Origin of the sequence: Hoyosella altamirensis (genome assembly GCF_014191505.1) — a bacterium.
Lineage (GTDB): Bacteria > Actinomycetota > Actinomycetes > Mycobacteriales > Mycobacteriaceae > Hoyosella > Hoyosella altamirensis.
In genome coordinates this window covers 783,733-802,317 of record NZ_JACHWS010000002.1, presented here as the reverse complement: position 1 = coordinate 802,317, position 18,585 = coordinate 783,733, and the positions used below count along the sequence as shown (strand labels likewise).

Annotated in this window: 17 protein-coding genes, 2 tRNA genes and 1 pseudogene; 10 read left to right on the top strand and 10 right to left on the bottom strand. The window is 58.6% G+C overall.

The genetic code is table 11. The features are described from left to right. Positions 1-16 precede the first annotated feature (16 nt). From FHU29_RS12570 to rpmH, 9 genes are all read right to left on the bottom strand, one after another. Complete coding sequence (locus tag FHU29_RS12570; RefSeq protein ID WP_064439974.1) at positions 17-721, bottom strand: hypothetical protein; 705 nt, start codon at positions 719-721, stop codon at positions 17-19. Positions 722-818: 97 nt separating this feature from the next. Next, positions 819-1,856, bottom strand: a complete 1,038-nt coding sequence (locus FHU29_RS12565) for a ParB/RepB/Spo0J family partition protein (RefSeq protein WP_064439973.1) — start codon at positions 1,854-1,856, stop codon at positions 819-821. After that, positions 1,853-2,854, bottom strand: coding sequence for a ParA family protein (locus FHU29_RS12560; protein WP_064439972.1), 1,002 nt, complete (start codon positions 2,852-2,854; stop codon positions 1,853-1,855). Before FHU29_RS12560 ends, FHU29_RS12565 begins: the two co-directional genes overlap by 4 nt. Positions 2,855-2,860: 6 nt before the next feature. Next, positions 2,861-3,535: a 16S rRNA (guanine(527)-N(7))-methyltransferase RsmG gene (rsmG, locus tag FHU29_RS12555; RefSeq protein ID WP_064439971.1), complete on the bottom strand. Its 675-nt coding sequence runs from the start codon at positions 3,533-3,535 to the stop codon at positions 2,861-2,863. Between the two features lie 283 nt (positions 3,536-3,818). Then, positions 3,819-4,328, bottom strand: coding sequence for a Jag family protein (locus tag FHU29_RS12550; RefSeq protein ID WP_064439970.1), 510 nt, complete (start codon positions 4,326-4,328; stop codon positions 3,819-3,821). Positions 4,329-4,444: 116 nt separating this feature from the next. Beyond that, a complete protein-coding gene (gene yidC, locus FHU29_RS12545) occupies positions 4,445-5,545 on the bottom strand; it encodes a membrane protein insertase YidC (RefSeq protein WP_064439969.1) in 1,101 nt (366 codons plus the stop codon). Between the two features lie 4 nt (positions 5,546-5,549). Then, the gene (gene yidD / locus FHU29_RS12540) at positions 5,550-5,825 is read right to left on the bottom strand and encodes a membrane protein insertion efficiency factor YidD (RefSeq protein ID WP_232322948.1); all 276 of its coding nucleotides are present in this window, start codon (positions 5,823-5,825) and stop codon (positions 5,550-5,552) included. Positions 5,826-5,884: 59 nt separating this feature from the next. After that, positions 5,885-6,250 (bottom strand): ribonuclease P protein component, encoded by a 366-nt coding sequence (rnpA, locus tag FHU29_RS12535; RefSeq protein ID WP_074390833.1) that lies wholly within the window; start codon positions 6,248-6,250, stop codon positions 5,885-5,887. A 24-nt stretch (positions 6,251-6,274) separates the two neighbouring features. After that, positions 6,275-6,418 carry a 50S ribosomal protein L34 gene (rpmH, locus tag FHU29_RS12530; RefSeq protein WP_013809365.1) on the bottom strand — a complete coding sequence of 48 codons (144 nt, stop codon included), beginning with the start codon at positions 6,416-6,418 and terminating at the stop codon, positions 6,275-6,277. 606 nt (positions 6,419-7,024) lie between these two features. Here rpmH and dnaA point away from each other — a divergent pair. The 10 genes and pseudogenes from dnaA to FHU29_RS12480 form a co-directional block, all read left to right on the top strand. Further along, positions 7,025-8,521, top strand: a pseudogene (dnaA, locus tag FHU29_RS12525) (chromosomal replication initiator protein DnaA); the annotation flags it as partial. Positions 8,522-9,178: 657 nt separating this feature from the next. Beyond that, positions 9,179-10,366: a DNA polymerase III subunit beta gene (dnaN, locus tag FHU29_RS12520; RefSeq protein ID WP_064439966.1), complete on the top strand. Its 1,188-nt coding sequence runs from the start codon at positions 9,179-9,181 to the stop codon at positions 10,364-10,366. A gap of 7 nt (positions 10,367-10,373) precedes the next feature. Further along, positions 10,374-11,567 carry a DNA replication/repair protein RecF gene (gene recF, locus FHU29_RS12515; protein ID WP_064439965.1) on the top strand — a complete coding sequence of 398 codons (1,194 nt, stop codon included), beginning with the start codon at positions 10,374-10,376 and terminating at the stop codon, positions 11,565-11,567. Continuing rightward, positions 11,554-12,111 (top strand): DUF721 family protein, encoded by a 558-nt coding sequence (locus FHU29_RS12510; RefSeq protein ID WP_064439964.1) that lies wholly within the window; start codon positions 11,554-11,556, stop codon positions 12,109-12,111. The genes recF and FHU29_RS12510 overlap by 14 nt, the downstream gene beginning before the upstream one ends. A gap of 162 nt (positions 12,112-12,273) precedes the next feature. Continuing rightward, a complete protein-coding gene (gene gyrB / locus FHU29_RS12505) occupies positions 12,274-14,313 on the top strand; it encodes a DNA topoisomerase (ATP-hydrolyzing) subunit B (protein ID WP_064439963.1) in 2,040 nt (679 codons plus the stop codon). A 146-nt stretch (positions 14,314-14,459) separates the two neighbouring features. After that, positions 14,460-16,958: a DNA gyrase subunit A gene (gene gyrA / locus FHU29_RS12500; RefSeq protein WP_064439962.1), complete on the top strand. Its 2,499-nt coding sequence runs from the start codon at positions 14,460-14,462 to the stop codon at positions 16,956-16,958. Continuing rightward, entirely contained in the window at positions 16,959-17,471 is a 513-nt protein-coding gene (locus tag FHU29_RS12495; RefSeq protein WP_064439961.1) for a DUF3566 domain-containing protein, read from the top strand. Positions 17,472-17,558: 87 nt separating this feature from the next. Next, positions 17,559-17,632 (top strand) — tRNA-Ile (locus FHU29_RS12490). Positions 17,633-17,651: 19 nt separating this feature from the next. Next, entirely contained in the window at positions 17,652-17,795 is a 144-nt protein-coding gene (locus tag FHU29_RS12485) for a hypothetical protein (RefSeq protein WP_157095034.1), read from the top strand. A gap of 5 nt (positions 17,796-17,800) precedes the next feature. Next, positions 17,801-17,873: transfer RNA gene (locus FHU29_RS12480), tRNA-Ala, on the top strand. A gap of 121 nt (positions 17,874-17,994) precedes the next feature. On the opposite strand, the gene FHU29_RS12475 is transcribed toward FHU29_RS12480, so the two are convergent. Further along, on the bottom strand, positions 17,995-18,585 hold the full coding sequence (locus FHU29_RS12475) for a recombinase zinc ribbon domain-containing protein (RefSeq protein ID WP_064439960.1): 591 nt from the start codon (positions 18,583-18,585) through the stop codon (positions 17,995-17,997).

Here is an 18,585-nt window from a genome sequence, read left to right as displayed (position 1 = left end):
GATCGACTCTCACGAGTTAAACGGTTCCCGGCGATGATGGACCCGCCATCGACAGTGTTGAGCTCTCCAGAAGGCGCATGAGCGCCGCTTCAACGTCTGCCTTCCAGCCGTGATCACGATCAAGCTCAAGCCTGAAGCGCGGGAAAAGATGATGGGGCGCAACAACCTTGAACTCCGCGTCCAATAGCCGTTCCGCGGAGATCATGCAGGTTTCCGGCGTACAGTCGCCTGGTTTGCGGTGAACCAACGAATAAGCGTGCGAGGTGCACTCGGCATCACGAATGTGTCCGAAAGCTTCGATCGCGCGCACGCCACGCTTGATCAGGTCCTCCAATACTCCGCGAATGAGAATCTCATGGAAGCCCTCGGCTTCAGCGATTCCGTCGACATAGAGAGTGGTAAGTAGGATCGCGTCGGCACTTACTGGGGAAGTGGGGAAGAGGCGTGCGCGCGGAACCAGGCTGGGCGGGGCATAGAGAGCGCATCCCGAAACCCGAGGAAGGTGAGCTACTTCCCCTTGATTGAGGTAGAGCAGCTGGCCGCAGGAACCCCAGTTGAGCAGAACCGAGGACAACCACGCTTCCTTCTCGAGTTCAGTGTCACAAAAGGCCTGTGTATCTATCACCGCGCCCGGATCCATCTCCCAGAACACACAACGGCGCGTGTGGTGGGGGAGGAGGTTCAGGGTCTCGAGCGTCAGGGGCGCAACCCGTGTGGACACAGCTCTCGCTTTCCTCCATGTCCTCGCTCGACACCGCCGAATACCGTGCGGCCTCGACGGGGAGATTCACCTCTCCCGCTCCAAGGATACCGGGCCGTCAGTTCTCTGATTGCATCAGCGAAACTATGCGCTGAAGATCATCGACGTTACCGAACTCGACCACGATTTTGCCCTTGCGTTTCCCCAGACTGACCGTCACCTTCGTATCGAAGTTATCGGACAACTGCGTGGCCAGGTCGCCAAGCTCGGGCGGCTGCTGCACCTTGGGGCGTTCGTTTACGGCGTTCGGCGTCCCGTTGCGCCGGTTCATCAGCGTGACTGCTTCTTCAGTCGCACGGACGGACATGCCTTCGGCCACAATGCGTGCTGCGAGCTCTTCCTGTGCCGCCGGACCTCCGTCGAGACCCAATAGTGCCCGCGCGTGGCCCGCGGAGAGAACGCCTGCGGCAACCCTGCGCTGAACCGCGATAGGCAGACGCAGCAGCCGGATCATGTTCGTCACTACGGGTCGTGACCGTCCAATACGCGCGGCAAGCTCGTCGTGTGTGACGCCGAACTCATCTAGGAGTTGCTGGTACGCGGCAGCTTCTTCAAGGGGGTTCAGCTGCACCCGGTGTATGTTTTCCAATAGCGCGTCGCGCAACAATGCGTCGTCAGTGGTGGCACGCACAATTGCAGGGACTGCATCCAACCCCAGTGCCGTACACGCCCGCCAGCGCCGCTCGCCCATGACTAGCTGGTACCGGTCACCAACTTCTCTGACGACGATGGGCTGCATCATCCCAAATTCACGGATGGAATGGATGAGTTCTTGTTCAGCGTCATCATCGAACACTTGCCGAGGCTGGCGTGGGTTCGGTTCAATCAGCCTGGGATCAAGTTCCCGATAGACAGCAGCAACCTCGGGTTCGTGTGTTTCACGTGAAACGGGAGGCGTGGGCTGCAGAACATCAGGGTCCTTCGCGGAGCGATCTTGCTCGCCGCCAACCGCCCTCGACGGTCGACTGGCGCGCTGCTCACCGCCAATGATCACATCCGCCGCCGCGTTTCCGAGTTGCGGTGCATTGGTCGGGCCCGTCGGAATAAGGGCGGCAAGGCCACGTCCGAGACCGCCCCTGTTGCGATTCTGATTCATTTAGCGTCGCCGTTCATTCGATTAGGTTTCTGCACGCCGCGGGTGGCTAGCTCGCGACCCGCATCCAGGTAACTCATCGCACCGCGAGAACCCGGGTCGTATTCGATGACCGTCATCCCGTATCCGGGCGCCTCTGAAACCTTGACACTCCGCGGAATTGCGGTTCGTAACACAATGTCCCCAAAGTGCTGCTTGACCTCTGTAGCTACCTGTTCCGCCAGTTTCGTACGTGCGTCGTACATCGTTAACAGAATTGCGGAAATATGCAGGTCGGTATTGAGGTGCGCGCTGACTAATTCGATGTTGCGAAGTAGTTGGCCCACTCCCTCTAGCGCGTAGTACTCACACTGGATCGGTATCACAACCTCGGTGGCTCCGACCATAGCGTTGAGCGTGAGCAAACCGAGTGACGGTGGACAATCAATGATGATGTAGTCCAAATCAAGTTCGCGGGTGCTGTCTGCTGCGAGTGCCGCCTTAAGTCGTGATTCTCGCTGCTCGAGCGACACCAGTTCGATCTCAGCGCCGGCAAGGTCGATCGTCGCCGGGACACAAAAGAGGTTATCGTTCAGCGGACACCGTTGGACCGCGTCACCAAGTGACGTTTCGCCGATCAGTACTTCGTAGCTGGAAGGTACTCCTGCTCTGTGGTCCACTCCCAGGGCAGTGCTCGCATTTCCCTGTGGATCCAGATCTATGACAAGTACACGCAGACCGTGGACGGACAGTGCGGCAGCAAGGTTAACGGTTGTGGTCGTCTTACCCACCCCGCCCTTCTGGTTTGCGACTGTGAGAATGCGCTGTCGTGCTGGGCGGGGGAGCTGTGAGTACGCGCCGTGCAGAACACGAGTCGCGCGCTGAGCCGCGGCCGCGATGGGGCTGTCGGCGAGGATATCGTCAATCACACTGCCACCGTCCGCTTTCGCGGCCGGTGATGTCGCATAATCGAGGCTGCCGCTGGTTTCACGTGAAACAGGGCCATCAGTCTCGGTTGGCATTACGGCCTAGTTTCCCTTCCGACGTAGTGAACGCTTGCGATGTCCGGTCTTCCTCACACGCACAACTGTGGTGGGCACTTCTAGGACGCCTTTGCCACACTGGATGACATCGACTTCCCCGGCACCAATCGCGGGGAGTCCCTTCATATCTCGTGCAACCTCGTCGCGAGCGCTCTCTCCCTTAACTGCGAGCGCTATGCCCTCGTCATGCAAGAGAGGGAGTGACCAACGCATCAGCTGCAGCAGCGGCGCAACCGCGCGGGATGTCACGATGTCGGCGCCGCCAATCTCCGTAACGACCTCTTTCTGCTCCGCACGTCCACGTACAACCACAACATTGAGGTCAGCAGTCTCCAAGAAGTCCAGGAGAAATTGGGTACGTCGAAGCATCGGTTCGACCAACGTGACATGAAGATCAGGTCTGGCGATTGCCAGGGGTATTCCGGGCAAACCACCGCCGCTCCCGATATCAACGACACTGCTGTCTTCGGGGATCAGTTCACCGATTGCTGCGCTATTGAGAATATGACGATCCCATATCCGCTCAGTTTCGCGCGGGCCAATAACACCACGAGTGACACCTTCGCTTGCGAGATAGTCGTGGTATGTCACCGCATGATCGATACGGTCACCGAAAATCTCGGTGACGGCAGCCTGCAAGTGTTCCGGAATATGTTTCACGTGAAACGCCCAGTGTGGTGTTGAGGGACGAACTACATGCGTGTAGTTCCATGGTCAGTCTAGGTCACACACGCGAGCCACGCGAGACTACGTCACGAAGTGCCGCACAATACGGGTCAGTCATGTTGGAACACCACGCACCTGAATTACCGACAACTACCCAAGGTGATACGTCATGTGACGTATCACCTTCGGTAGAAGTGGCCTGAATCGCACACAGAAACGCCGATGGGGTGCGGCCGTAAAGCCGCACCCCATCGGAAGCAGTTCAAACCCCGAACGACTAGACCTTAGACACGACGACACGCCTGTTCGGCTCTTCGCCTTCGCTCTCACTCCTGACACCCTCAACGCCGGCCACAGCATCGTGAACGATCTTCCGTTCGAAGGGGGTCATCGGCTTGAGTGATTCTTTCACTCCCGTGTTGAGAACCCGCTGAGCGACAGTCGCCCCATGAGACGCAAGATCGTTGCGCCGTTGCGCGCGCCAGCCCGCAACATCCAGCATCAAGCGGCTACGAACTCCAGTGCCCTGCTGCACTGCCAGGCGCGTCAGCTCCTGTAGTGCGTCCAGGACCTCACCGTGGCGTCCCACAAGCTTAGTAAGGTCTTCGCTTCCATCGATCGCCACGATAGCCCGATCGCCTTCGACGTCCAGGTCGATATCGCCATCGTAATCAAGGATGTCTAGCAGTTGCTCCAGGTAATCGCCGGCTAGTTCACCCTCTTCTACTAACCGTTCCTCGATATCGTCACCAGCATCGCTAGTAACCGTTGACTCGGCGTTTGTCACGTCGCCATCTCCTGACTTACAGCGGAGCTTTCCCCGCCACCTACAAAACGTTCAGTACCCAAGAGCTTGTCAAAGAAGCATATTTTCAGGATCGCGCTGAATCATGTGGTAATTGCCTACCGACCCCTGCGCTTCTTTTTTCTGGACTTCGACCCGCGGGCGCGATTCGGAGTACTTGGCCGCGCACCTGCCTGAGGTTTACGCCGGTCCGTGGTAGGGGAGGGGCCGGCCTCGCCTGCGTCATCGTCTGGATCGACCTCGTCGTCAGCTTGCCCCGCGGCAGCCTTCTTGCCGCTCGTCGGCTTTGCCCCAGGTTTCGGGGCGTAACTATCACGGCGTTCGATGACTTCGAGTCGCTTCTGCTCCTCTTCAGCGTCAATCGTGTTGTAGACAATCTTCTGCTGCAGGAACGTCCACGAGTTGTTCGCAACCCAGTAAAGGAGAATCGCCACAGGAAGAAATGGACCACCCACCAGCACACCGAGTGGGAAGACATAAAGTGCGAGCCGGTTCATAATCGCCGTCTGAGGCTGATCGGCAACGGCGGCTGATTGCCTGGACACGGAATGCTTCGCATTCAAGTGCGTCATGATCGAAGCGATGATCATCAACGGGACGGCGATAAAACCAATAGCCGTCCGGCTTGGTGGTGCAGAGGAGAGCGCCGATGCCTCAAACGCACTGAATACATCATCACCGTGCGCCATCGCGGCCGAAAGCGGGGATCCAAGCAGCCTTGCGTCGAGGAAAGAACGCACGTCATCAACGCTAAAAACGTAGTTGCCAAGATTCGCGTTGAGCTCAGGATCCAGATGAAGGCGGCCCGGGCCGTACCCACCAGTCCTGTTGAAAGACATAAGAACGTGGTACAGACCAATGAAGACAGGCACCTGGGCGAGCATTGGCAGACAGCCGAGGAGCGGATTGAACCCATGCTCCTTCTGCAATTTCTGCATCTCCAGCGCCATGCGCTGCCGGTCCTTACCGTACTTCTTTCGAAGCGCCTTGATCTGTGGCTGGAGTTCCTGCATCTTCCGTGTTGTTCGTACCTGTTTGACGAACGGCTTGTACAGAAGCGCACGAATGGTGAAGACCAGGAAGATAACCGAAAGTGCCCATGTAATCCCGTTATCGGGACCAAGGCCGGGAATGAACCCGAACACCTTGTGCCAGAACCAGAGAATTCCGGAGACTGGGTAGTAGATGAAATTGAGCACTGGTCTAGGCACTCCTCTTCACTTCGTCACTCGCCTCCGCAGCGAAACTGACGCAAGGATCGTCACTGTTCTTACGTTCAGGCACCGGATCCCACCCGCCCGGATGCCATGGCCCGCATTTCACTAGTCGTAACACTGCAAGGGCACCGCCTTTGAAGGCTCCGTGCTGCTGCAATGCTTCAACTGCGTAATCACTGCAAGTGGGTGCGAACCGGCAAGAAGGTAGCCGGTACGGAGAGACCCATTTTTGGTAGAACCTCACAAAGCCCAGAAGCACCATAGCCGGATAACGGCGTAAACGCCGCGACATCTCGACGGGCGCTGAACCATCCTGGTCTGTCACCTGGCACCCGCTAAGACATCAGCCCGGCTCAAACCGCGCTCAAGCTGGTGAATCATTTCAAAATAGGAGGAATCTCGTGAACGTGGGAGGGCGCGGACTACCACATCAGCCCGCCAATCAACGTTTGCGCAAACACGACTAATCGCGTGCCGCAGAACGCGCGACACGCGATGCCTCTCAACTGCGTTTCCGACAGCCTTACTCACGATGAGTCCAAATCGTGGTCCTCCGGTGCGTGCCAGTTCGGTTTCATCGCTCCGCAAGATGTACAGCACGATGTCGCGCTGACCAACTTTTACACCGCCGCGAACCGTCTTAGTGAACTCCCGATGCGACCGTATCCGATTTGCTGGTGGCAGCACCTCGCAGCCACTCGCGAATCAGAGTTATACCGCTAGCTCTGCGCGCCCTTTGCGGCGGCGAGCTGAAATAATGGAACGGCCAGCACGTGTACGCATCCGGAGTCGGAAGCCGTGAACACGCGCGCGACGCCGGTTATTCGGCTGGAACGTCCGCTTGCCCTTCGCCACGGTCAACACTCCTCATAATCATGATTGCATCAGAAGATGCATCTACTCTTGTAACGTTTGGTGACTGCACGAGAGTACTCACCCCAGCACGTGGGGTCAAACTGAGTGCACACTGACATACCCGCGCAAGCACTAGGTCTGTCAGACCGTCGTCGCAATCATGCGCTTTGCAGCTGCTGAACTGCAACTATCGCCAAAACGTTGCACCGGCCCGCTTGATGTTGTTAGCGTCTCAGGTCACATGCTCATTGCGGTCAGTGGTCCATCAGATGACCACTACCCAACGGGCCCGAAAACTGGACACATTCGAAACCTCGAACCTCACCGCGCACGAGATGTCTCTCTGCGTGTAGGGTCGGGGTTCGTTCATAGTTCTCCACACCTGTGGATAACTATGTGGACAGTTGGCTCCGCAGTGTTGCGGAGCAAGTTCGGTTCAGTCGCTCGAGCGCGCACGCCGTGGCAGTCGAGATGGCGGGGGAGCGGACAACAACGAACGTATGCGGGCATCAATTGGAGCAGCGGAGGGTTTACACGGTGGAGAACGATCCACGTGCTCTCGCGGACGTCTGGATGAAAGTCGTCGAGGAACTCGCTTCAGGGGCATCGTCTGAAGGTGCCCCACGGATTCTCAGCCGCAAGGATCGCGCACTCCTTCCGCTCGTCAAACCCCTCGATATCTCAAACGGTTTCGCCTTGCTCGCGGCACCTACGGCCTTCGCTAAGAAGGCGATCGAGAGCAGTCTCCGCGATCCGATAACAGAATCGCTGAGCCGGCACCTGGGTGAGCCAGTCGAGCTGGCGGTCCGGATCGCAGCTTCCTCGGACGTCGTTCCACACGGAGCCGACTCCACGGCCACAGCGGCAGAATCATCGTCCCTATATGACACGTCCGAGTCAGATCACGGTCCATACGACGTTCTGGCAGGCAACGGCGACGGGCCGCTCAGTGATGATGCTCCTGACACCTTCGGTGCGGATCCATTTGAATCCGACACGATCGACAACGCCTCAGCTGGGTGGCCGAACTACTTCACGCAAACTCCGAGGCCGCCGCGGGCCGTTTCGGCGAAGTCCAGCCTGAATCCGAAGTACACCTTCGACACATTCGTGATTGGCGCCTCAAACAGATTCGCTCACGCAGCGGCAGTCGCCATTGCGGAAGCACCGGCCCGTGCTTACAACCCGCTGTTCGTTTGGGGCGAGTCCGGTCTGGGAAAGACTCACCTGCTCCACGCGACCGGTCACTACGCGCAGCGACTGTTCCCTGGGATGCGGGTGAAGTACGTTTCCACTGAAGAATTCACGAACGACTTCATCAACAGCCTTCGCGATGACAGACGTGTCGCGTTCAAGCGTCGTTACCGCGAGATTGACCTGCTGCTCATCGACGACATTCAGTTCATCGAAAACAAAGAAGGTATCCAGGAAGAGTTCTTCCACACCTTCAACACTCTGCACAACGCGAACAAGCAGATTCTGATCTCATCAGATCGGCCACCGAAGCAACTCGCCACGCTGGAGGAACGACTCCGCACCCGGTTCGAGTGGGGTTTGATCACGGACGTTCAGCCTCCCGAACTCGAGACACGCATAGCGATCCTCAGCAAAAAAGCTCAGATGGACCGCCTCGATGTACCTGACGACGTCCTCGCATTCATAGCGAGCCGAGTCGAACGGAATATCCGGGAGCTCGAGGGAGCGCTCATTCGCGTGACTGCCTTCGCGTCACTGAATAGACAAGCGATCGACCTCCGTCTGGCCGAAGTGGTTTTGCGCGACCTGGCGCCAGATTCACGGACTCTGGAGATCACCGCGGCAACAATCATGTCGACAGTTGCCGAGTACTTCGGTATCAGCGTCGACGAGCTCTGCGGTCCCGGACGTACCCGAGCCGTCGCGCAGGCACGCCAGATCGCGATGTATCTCTGTCGCGAGCTGACAGACCTATCGCTCCCCAAGATCGGCCAGGCTTTTGGCCGCGACCACACCACGGTGATGCACGCCGATCGTAAGGTGCGTGCAGATATGGCTAACAGTCGCCGCGTCTACGAGCAGGTACAGGAACTCACTGCTCGCATCAGGCAGCGCTCCAAGATCTAGAATTCCACCTTCACGATCGTCGCAATCCTGTCGTTTGCCGGCGGACGCCTCTGTGGATTAACTGGGGAAATGCCCACATTCTTGGATGACAGCACTGCCCCCATTCCTCATTATTCTGAGAGAACGCAGTGCCTAGTTGCGGCGAGAAGTTGCCCCTGAGCACGACACACCTACACGACACGCCGACAAGTTCTGGTACCAAAGTACTAATTTTTATTGATTCTTCGACAACATCGGCCTGTGGATAGAGCTGTGTACAACTGTGGATTGCTGTGGGTAAGCCGGCGTTCTGTCCCCAGGCGCGAGAACTGTGCACAACCAAGTGCCAGTTATCCACCGTTCATCAACGTGTTAGTCCCCAGCAAGCAACCCGCCATTAGCAGCACGCTTGCTGGAGTATCCACAGGATCCACAACACCTATTACTACTACTGAGATCTCTTTAAAGGAGAAAGACAAAAAGCAGGTGTTGTGGACGACTCGTCAGCCGGCTCACACCGGCCGAGCCTTCCTCGCCGGCACCGCAGTCACCGACCTCAGACAAGGCCCATCGAACGGGTTACAGTGGGGATCCGATGCTCTACTGTTGTGGAGCGGTAGCGACCCGGCACCACTATCTTGTGGCCCTTCTGGAGCGGTGAGAGGACACGTCGAGCCCATGGAGCTTGCGAACCTGAAGTTTCGCGTTGCCCGCGACGATTTTGCTGACGGAGTCAGCTGGGTAGCACGAAATCTTCCCAGTAGGCCGGCTGTTCCTGTCCTCGGCGGTGTTTTACTCGACGCAACTGAATCGGGCCTGACGATCTCCGGTTTCGACTACGAGACCTCAGCGCAAATAACCGTGCCGGCTGAAATCGCTGGTGTTGGCCGTGCGCTGGTCTCGGGCCGGCTTCTCGCTGACATCACAAAGGCACTGCCGGCCCGTCCGGTCGACGTCGATGTCGATGGGGCGCGCGTGCACATCATCTGCGGCAACGCCAAATTTAGCCTGCCGACGATGCCTGTTGAGGACTATCCCCAGCTACCGACAGTTCCAGAAATAACGGGCTCACTCCCTGCAGATGTTTTCACCGAGTCCATAGCCCAGGTTGCAGTTGCCGCGGGTAAAGACGACACCCTCCCCATGCTCACTGGAATCCGGCTCGAAATCTCGGGAGACACGGTAGTCCTCGCTGCCACTGATCGTTTCCGCCTCGCAGTTCGCACTATCGAGTGGACTCCTGAAACCTCAGGTACCGAGACATCGGTGCTGGTACCTGCGAAGACATTGTCTGAAGCGGGCAAAACCCTTGGCGGGGCCGGAAATGCCACGGTAAAGCTCGCCCTTGGGACCGGCGCCTCGCTCGCGTCAGACGGACTGATCGGTGTCTTGGGTTCGGGCCGGCGCACAACGTCTCGGCTGCTCGACGCCGAATTCCCCAAATTCAGGCAATTGCTGCCAACGTCTCATACCGCTCTCGCTGTTGTTGAGATCGCGCCGCTGGTGGACGCGATCAAGCGCGTAGCGCTCCTTGCAGAACGTGGCGCGCAAGTTCGGATGGATTTCTCTGAGGACGGGCTGCAGCTGTCGGCCGGCGGAGATGATGCTGGTAAGGCTGAAGAATCGCTCCCCGTGGAGTTCGCGGGTACTCCCCTGGTGATCGCTTTCAACCCGACATATCTGCTCGATGGCCTCAACGCATTGCATACCGAAAAGGTCGTACTCGGCTTTACGCTTCCGAGCCGGCCCGCGGTTCTGCAGCCGGCGTCAGGAGATTTCGAGGTGCCCACTGAGGCCGACGGATCGTACCCGGCGATTGACAGCCAGTACACATACCTGTTGATGCCCGTTCGTCTGCCAGGGTGATTGGCTGTTGTTCGTTCGTCATCTCGCACTGCACACATTCCGCTCGTGGTACGACGTCGAAATCGACCTCGCAGCGGGATGCACTGTGTTCCTCGGGCCCAACGGACACGGCAAGACAAATCTGCTGGAAGCAGTGAACTACCTCGCGACTCTGAGCTCGCATCGAGTCGCAACTGATCAGCCGCTAGTGCAAGAAGGATCAGAGGCCGCGCGCATCACCGGTATCGCGGTCAATGCAGGTCGCGAACTGCGAGTGGATCTAGAACTTCATTCCGGCAAAGCTAACAAGGCACGTCTCAACCAGTCGCCCACTCGCCGGCCACGCGACATACTGGGGGTTGTCCGTTCTGTTCTTTTCGCACCGGAGGACCTGAGTCTCGTGAAGGGGGATCCCGGGGAACGCCGGCGCTTCCTCGATGACCTGCTAGTTTCACGTCGGCCACAGCTCGCGGCAACCCGGTCGGACTACGACCGGATTCTTCGTCAGCGGACTGCTCTGCTTAAAAGTCTTGGCGGAAATCGTCACCGCCAGCCCGATCCAGGTGCGCTTGCCACCCTTGAGGTGTGGGACGGTCACCTTGCCCACACAGGTTCGGAGCTTCTGGGCGCCCGATTAGGCCTTGTCGAAGAACTCCGGCCATACGTTGCGGACTCATACGCGCAAATCGCTCCGGGCTCTCGGCCGGCAACCATCACATACAGAACGAGCCTCAATGCGGAGCTGCTGGCGGAGGCCGTAAATGACAAAGCCGCGCTCGAGGAGATTTTTCTGGAGGCGCTGCGCAGTAATCGGGAGCGCGAACTTGACAGAGGTGTTTGTTTAGTCGGACCGCATCGTGACGATCTCGAACTCCAGTTGGGTGATCAGCCAGCGAAAGGGTATGCGAGCCACGGGGAAAGCTGGTCGTTTGCACTCTCACTCAGGCTGGGCTCCTTCGCTCTCCTCCGGTCTGATGGCACGGACCCGGTTCTGCTCCTCGACGATGTATTCGCCGAGCTAGATCGCAAACGCCGTGATGCTCTTGCCCGACACGCTGCGACGGCTGAGCAGGTGCTGATCACAGCTGCCGTTGAAGATGACGTTCCGGTGACACTTGATGCTCGGGTGCGCGCTGTTCACGCAGAAATGTCAGAGGTTGCAGATAACGTGAGGCGTCGAGTTTCACGAGTCTCAGATTGGAGCCGTAGTGAGCGAGTCTGAGTCCGCTCAAGGTAATAGTGCTGAGGCTCCTCTGCGAGGCATTGACCTTGTGCGGAAGGTTCTAGACGACGCGCGGTCACGCGCGGGTACGGGTGCGTCCGTGACCAATAGGCAGGCGTCTTCGCACGGACAGCGTGGCACCAAGGGCAGGTCGCTCCGGCGAAGCTGGTCAGGTGCGCGACCCGATGATCGAGATCCCCAGCTACTGGGACAACTAGCTGGGAGCATCGCGAAACGCCGTGGCTGGACAGACAAGGTTGCGGCCGGCGCGGTCCTAGGCCGATGGGAGACGGTCGTCGGATCTGATATTGCCTGCCATGCTGAACCCCGCTCGCTCGAACACGGTATTTTGACAGTGCAGGCAGAATCAACAGCGTGGGCAACCCAGCTGCGGTACATGCAGTCACAAATCATCGCGCGGATCGCCGCCGCGGTGGGACACGGTGTTGTCACCAAGCTCCGAATTCTCGGGCCGGCTGCACCTAGCTGGCGAAAGGGCGAGCTCCATGTCCGAGGACGCGGTCCGCGCGATACCTATGGGTAGCGTGGGCTACGAAATCGGCACCGTATCGACGCACAGCACGCCGTATCAGCACAGGACCGAGAGTGTGGGGCGGCGAGCGACTAAGATAGCGAATTGATCATCCGCCACTCCCGGCCCGTTAACGGGGCGGTACTGATTCAGTAGAAGGAGAGCTACCAGCCCGTGGCTGCTCAAAAGTCCGGAAAGAGAAGTGGCGCCGATGCAGGCTATGGCGCTTCGTCCATCACTGTCCTCGAGGGTCTTGAGGCGGTACGCAAGCGACCCGGTATGTACATCGGGTCGACTGGCGAGCGCGGCCTCCACCACCTGATATGGGAAGTCGTTGACAACTCTGTCGATGAGGCGATGGCAGGGCATGCCTCTCAGGTTCACGTGCGGCTTCTGGAAGACGGCGGCGTTGAGGTTCGCGATGACGGTCGCGGCATCCCTGTCGGGATGCATTCGATGGGCCGGCCCACAGTCGAAGTTGTACTCACCCAGTTGCATGCCGGCGGTAAATTCGACTCTGACTCGTATGCAGTTTCCGGTGGTCTCCACGGTGTTGGTATCTCAGTCGTCAACGCACTGTCAACGCGCCTCGAGGTGGAAATTGACCGAGAGGGATCCCTATGGAATCAGGTCTATACATACTCCGTCCCGGGTGAACTGACTCAAGTCGAACCATCATCGAAGACAGGTACGGTCGTTCGCTTCTGGGCAGATCCGGATATCTTCGAGACCACCGAGTACAACTTCGAGACAGTCTCGCGGCGCCTCCAGGAAATGGCATTCCTGAACAAAGGGCTGACGATAAGTCTGACCGATGAGCGGGTGTCGGACTCCGAGGTCACAGATGAGGTTGTCAGTGACACCGCGGAGCCGATCAAACATCGCGACGAAGCAGAGAAGTCAGCGGAGTCTGGACACAAGGTCAAGAAGCGCCTGTATCACTACCCAGGTGGACTGGAAGACTTCGTCAAACACATCAACAAGACAAAGCAAGCGATCCACACTTCCGTCGTAGGATTCACGGCGAAGGGCACGGGACACGAGCTTGAAATCGCGATGCAGTGGAACAACGGTTACTCGGAGTCTGTGCACACATTCGCGAACACCATCAACACGCACGAAGGCGGAACGCACGAAGAGGGATTCCGCGCAGCGCTGACCAGCGTGGTCAATCGCTACGCGAAGGAGAAGAAGCTCCTCAAAGAGAAGGACCCTAACCTCAGCGGTGATGATGTCCGCGAAGGACTTGCGGCCGTTGTGTCGGTGAAGATCAGCGAACCCCAGTTCGAGGGTCAGACGAAGACGAAGCTCGGGAACACTGAGGTCAAGTCATTCGTGCAGAAAGCGTGTAACGAAAACCTGGGCCACTGGTTCGAAGCGAACCCGACTGAAGCAAAAATCATCATCAATAAAGCTGTTTCTTCAGCTCAGGCTCGCATGGCTGCGCGGCGCGCCCGCGAGCTAGTCAGGCGTAAATCTGCAACCGATCTAGGCGGTCTTCCCGGAAAGCTCGCGGACTGCCGGTCCAGTGATCCCTCGATTTCTGAGCTCTACATCGTGGAGGGTGACTCCGCCGGCGGTTCCGCCAAGTCCGGTCGTGACTCAATGTTCCAGGCGATTCTGCCGCTGCGCGGAAAGATCATCAATGTGGAGAAGGCCCGGATTGACCGGGTGCTCAAGAACACTGAAGTGCAAGCAATTATCACGGCTCTCGGCACCGGAATCCATGACGAATTCGATGTGGCGAAGCTGCGCTATCACAAGATCATTCTGATGGCGGACGCGGACGTCGATGGTCAGCACATTTCGACTCTCCTTTTGACGCTGCTGTTCCGGTTCATGCGTCCACTGATCGAGCAGGGCCACGTATTCCTGGCGGCGCCACCGTTGTACAAACTGAAGTGGAGCAAAGGCGAGCCGGATTTCGCGTACTCGGATCGTGAGCGCGATGGGCTACTGCAGCGGGGGCTCGAAGCCAACCGGAAGATCAACACGAACGACGGAGTCCAGCGCTACAAGGGTCTCGGTGAGATGAATGCGAAGGAACTGTGGGAGACCACGATGGACCCGAGTGTCCGCGTTCTGCGTCAGGTAACGCTTGACGATGCGGCGGCCGCTGATGAGTTGTTCTCGATCCTGATGGGCGAGGACGTCAGTGCGCGCCGCAGTTTTATCACCCGGAATGCGAAGGATGTCCGTTTCCTCGACGTGTGACGTCGAAAGAATGGGACGATCACAAGTTCAGTGGCGAGTCACTTGCCCAATGATTTGACCTGCGCGGATAGGCTGAACTCAGTGCATAGGGTCTTCAGTTGGGTACCGGGTTCGAGGCCTGGGGCGAAGAAGAGAAGAAGGAGCACATGACCGACACCACGTTGCCGCCGGAGGAGACTCCCGGCGACCGCATCGAACCTGTTGACATTCAGCAGGAGATGCAGCGTAGCTACATCGACTACGCGATGAGCGTGATCGTAGGTCGGGCACTTCCCGAGGTCCGCGACGGCTTGAAGCCGGTTCATCGCCGTGTTCTCTACGCGATGTTCGATGCAGGGTTCCGGCCAGACCGCGGCTATGTGAAGTCGTCGCGCGTCGTTGGTGAGGTGATGGGTAACTACCACCCCCACGGCGATACGTCGATTTACGACACCATGGTGCGTCTCGCTCAGCCCTGGTCGATGCGGTATCCGCTGATTGACGGCCAGGGTAACTTCGGGTCACCCGGCAACGATCCACCAGCCGCGATGAGGTACACCGAGGCGCGCCTGACTCCGCTTGCCATGGAGATGCTGCGTGACATCCGGGAAGACACGGTCGACTTCGCGCCGAACTATGACGGTAAAACGCAGGAACCAACGGTCCTGCCCAGCCGTATTCCAAACCTGCTCATCAACGGTTCCGGCGGCATCGCCGTCGGTATGGCGACGAATATCCCTCCTCATAACCTGCGTGAGGTCGCTGCCGCGATCTTCTGGTGCCTCGAGAACTACGAGGCCGATGAGGAAACGACCCTCATCGCAATGTGCGAGCGCATCAAGGGCCCGGACTTCCCGACATCCGGCCTGATCGTGGGTTCAGATGGCATCTCGGAGGCCTACTCCACCGGGCGTGGCTCGATCCGTATGCGGGGTGTCACGGAGATCGAAGAAGATAACCGCGGGCGCACCCAGATCGTCATCAAAGAACTCCCCTATCAGGTGAACCCTGATAACTTGATCACGTCGATCGCGGAGCAGGTACGCGACCAGAAACTGACCGGGATCTCCGAGATTCAGGATGAGTCGTCGGATCGTATCGGTATGCGCATCGTGGTGACGGTGAAGCGTGACGCGGTTGCCAAGGTCGTGCTGAACAACCTTTATAAGCACACACAGCTGCAGAACAGCTTCGGCGTGAATATGCTTTCGATCGTCGATGGTGTGCCGCGTACGCTGCGGCTTGATCAGATGATCCGCCTGTATGTCGCCCATCAGCTCGATGTGATTATCCGCCGTACTAAATTCCGGCTCAAGCAAGCCGAGGAACGCGCTCACATCTTGCGCGGTCTCGTCAAAGCTCTCGATGCTCTGGATGAGGTCATCGCTCTGATCCGTCGTTCACAGACGGTAGACATCGCCCGCACCGGGCTGATGGAGCTACTAGATGTCGATGAGATTCAGGCAGACGCAATTCTTGCTATGCAGCTCCGGCGTCTCGCTGCGCTTGAGCGGCAGAAGATCGTCGATGAGCTCGCCGAGATCGAGCGGGAGATCGAGGACCTCAAAGACATTCTGGCGCGGCCTGAGCGACAGCGGCAGATTGTCCATGATGAGCTCTCCGAGATCGTCGAAAAGTATGGCGACGAGCGCCGTACGAGAATCATCCAGGGCGAGGGTGACGTCGCTGATGAGGACCTGATCGCTCGCGAAGACGTTGTGGTGACCATCACTGAAACGGGCTACGCAAAACGTACGAAGACTGACCTTTACCGGGCTCAGCGTCGGGGTGGTAAGGGGGTGCAAGGTGCCGGCCTGAAGCAGGACGACATGGTGCGGCATTTCTTCGTGACCTCGACCCACGATTGGATTCTGTTCTTCACAACGAAGGGCCGGGTCTACCGTGTCAAGGCGTACGAGCTGCCGGAGATGAGCCGTACCGCGCGCGGCCAGCATGTCGCGAACCTGCTGGCTTTCCAGCCTGGCGAGAAAATCGCCCAGATCATTGCGATCAAGGGCTACCAGGATGCGCCATACCTTGTACTCGCGACCCGGAACGGATTGGTGAAGAAATCTCGTCTCGAGGACTTCGATTCCAATCGCAGCGGCGGAATCGTCGCGATCAACCTGCGTGAGAATGACGAGCTGGTCGGTGCGGTCCTCTGCTCCTCGGATGATGATCTGATTCTTGTTTCGGGTAAGGGACAAGCGATCAGGTTCGCGGCGACAGACGAGGCGTTACGCCCGATGGGCCGGGCAACATCGGGCGTGCAGGGCATGCGGTTCAACACTGATGACGAGCTGCTGTCACTGAACGTCGTGCAAGAAACCATGTTCCTCCTCGTCGCCACATCCGGCGGGTACGCGAAGCGAACTCCGCTCGACGAATACCCAGTCCAGAACCGCGGCGGCAAGGGCGTGCTGACGATCCAGTTTGACGCACGTCGTGGCACGTTGGTGGGTGCGATTATCGTTGACATGAAGGATGAGCTCTATGCGATAACCTCCGGTGGTGGCATCATCCGCACAGCCGCCAGCCAGGTTCGCAAGGCTGGCCGCCAAACCAAGGGTGTGCGTTTGATGAACCTGGGCGAGGGTGACAATCTTCTCGCCATCGCTCGTAATGCGGATGAGCCCGAAGAACCCGACGCACCAGAGGAGTCCTAAGTGGCAGCCTCAGACAATACGACCGACAGCACCACTGAAAGCGCCAGTTCAAAAGGTGCCGCACAAACGACGTCCGCAGCGGACAAGGGCAAGTCGTCCGCTGCGGCTCCTCCTCGACGCCGACCGCCTGTGACTGTCACGGCGAAACCTACCCAGGCGGGACTGAGAGCGGCCGTTCAGATCCGCGAAATCGATCCTTGGTCGGCACTGAAAATCTCCGCAATCATTTCCGCGGCGCTTTTCCTTGTGTGGATGATCGCCGTGGGGACGCTGTACCTGGTCCTCGAGTTCATGAATGTGTGGGACCGGCTCAACAGTGCCTTCCTGGAGATCGTGGATGAAGGGGCTGCGGGAGAGATAATCAGCGCCGGCCAGATCTTTGGCTGGACAGCGGCAATTGGCTTCATCAATATGATTCTTTTCACCGCCCTGCTGACCCTTGCATCATTCATCTACAACTTGGCATCGGACCTCGTCGGAGGGATCGAAGTCACGCTCGCTGACCGTGACTAGGGGTCAGCACACTTTCCGTGAAGCGAGACGTGAACTGCGGTTTTGGTACTTTGGTCCGCAGTAGGGTAGTCTCGCTTCTCGGTTCACGGGCCTATAGCTCAGGCGGTTAGAGCGCTTCCCTGATAAGGAAGAGGTCGGAGGTTCAAGTCCTCCTAGGCCCACTCCGGTAAGGTTCTCGATATGCGAATTATCAAGATCCTTACCGCGGCTGGAATCGGAATCGCTGTGGGACTTGGTGTCATTAAACTCATCAAATCCCGTGAGGGTGAGTACGCGGCCGAAACCTGGCACACCCTGCCCTTCGAGGGGACTGCTGGGAGCTAGTACGAGGGGCCTTAGCTCAATTGGTAGAGCACCGCCTTTGCAAGGCGGGGGTTAGGGGTTCGATTCCCCTAGGCTCCACCCAGATCGAACGTACTAGAACCGCTGACATCGGAAGATGTTGGTTCGGGTACGAGGGCGGCGAACGGCTCAGTGAGTCGGATCGTCGCCCTTTCGTCTTCGCTGATGTCGATGCCGTTGGTCAGTGCTTGGTTGGCCAACCGCTTGCCTGGTCGTTCGTGCGGGCGTAGAGGTTCGTGCGGGCGTAGAGGTTCGTGCGGGCGTAGAGGTTCGTGCGGGCGTAGAGGTTCGCGCAGTCGACCAGGAGGCTGAACGCGGTGCTCAGTAGCTTGCGTGATCCCTCGTGGTGGTCATGCTCGGTGGCGAGCTTGCGGTCGATATCGGCCAGGCCGGTGCGGATACGGTCTTGGTGCCGCTTGAGGGTCTCCAAGTCGATCGCGTCGGCGAAGTGCGCAGCAAGAATCTTGTCGCTCTCGTTCTGGAGCCGCTGCCGGTTCGCGGTCAGCTCAGCCAGCTCGTCCGAGCGCGAAGAACGGCGCTCATCGAACGCCGCCTCGACCTGCACCGCGCGGCGGGTGCACTTCTTCCGCTTCGATGCGCGGCCGGAGCAGACGTAGTAGGCGTAGCGGACGCCCTGCCGGTTGGCCGGGCCCAGCTGCATCCGCGACCCGCACGACCCGCAGAACAGCGAGCCTTTCAGGTAGTGGTCGTGGGTGTTTCGCCGTTCGGATGCCTTCTTGCGTGAGTCGAGATGGGGGTACCGTCGGGGCAT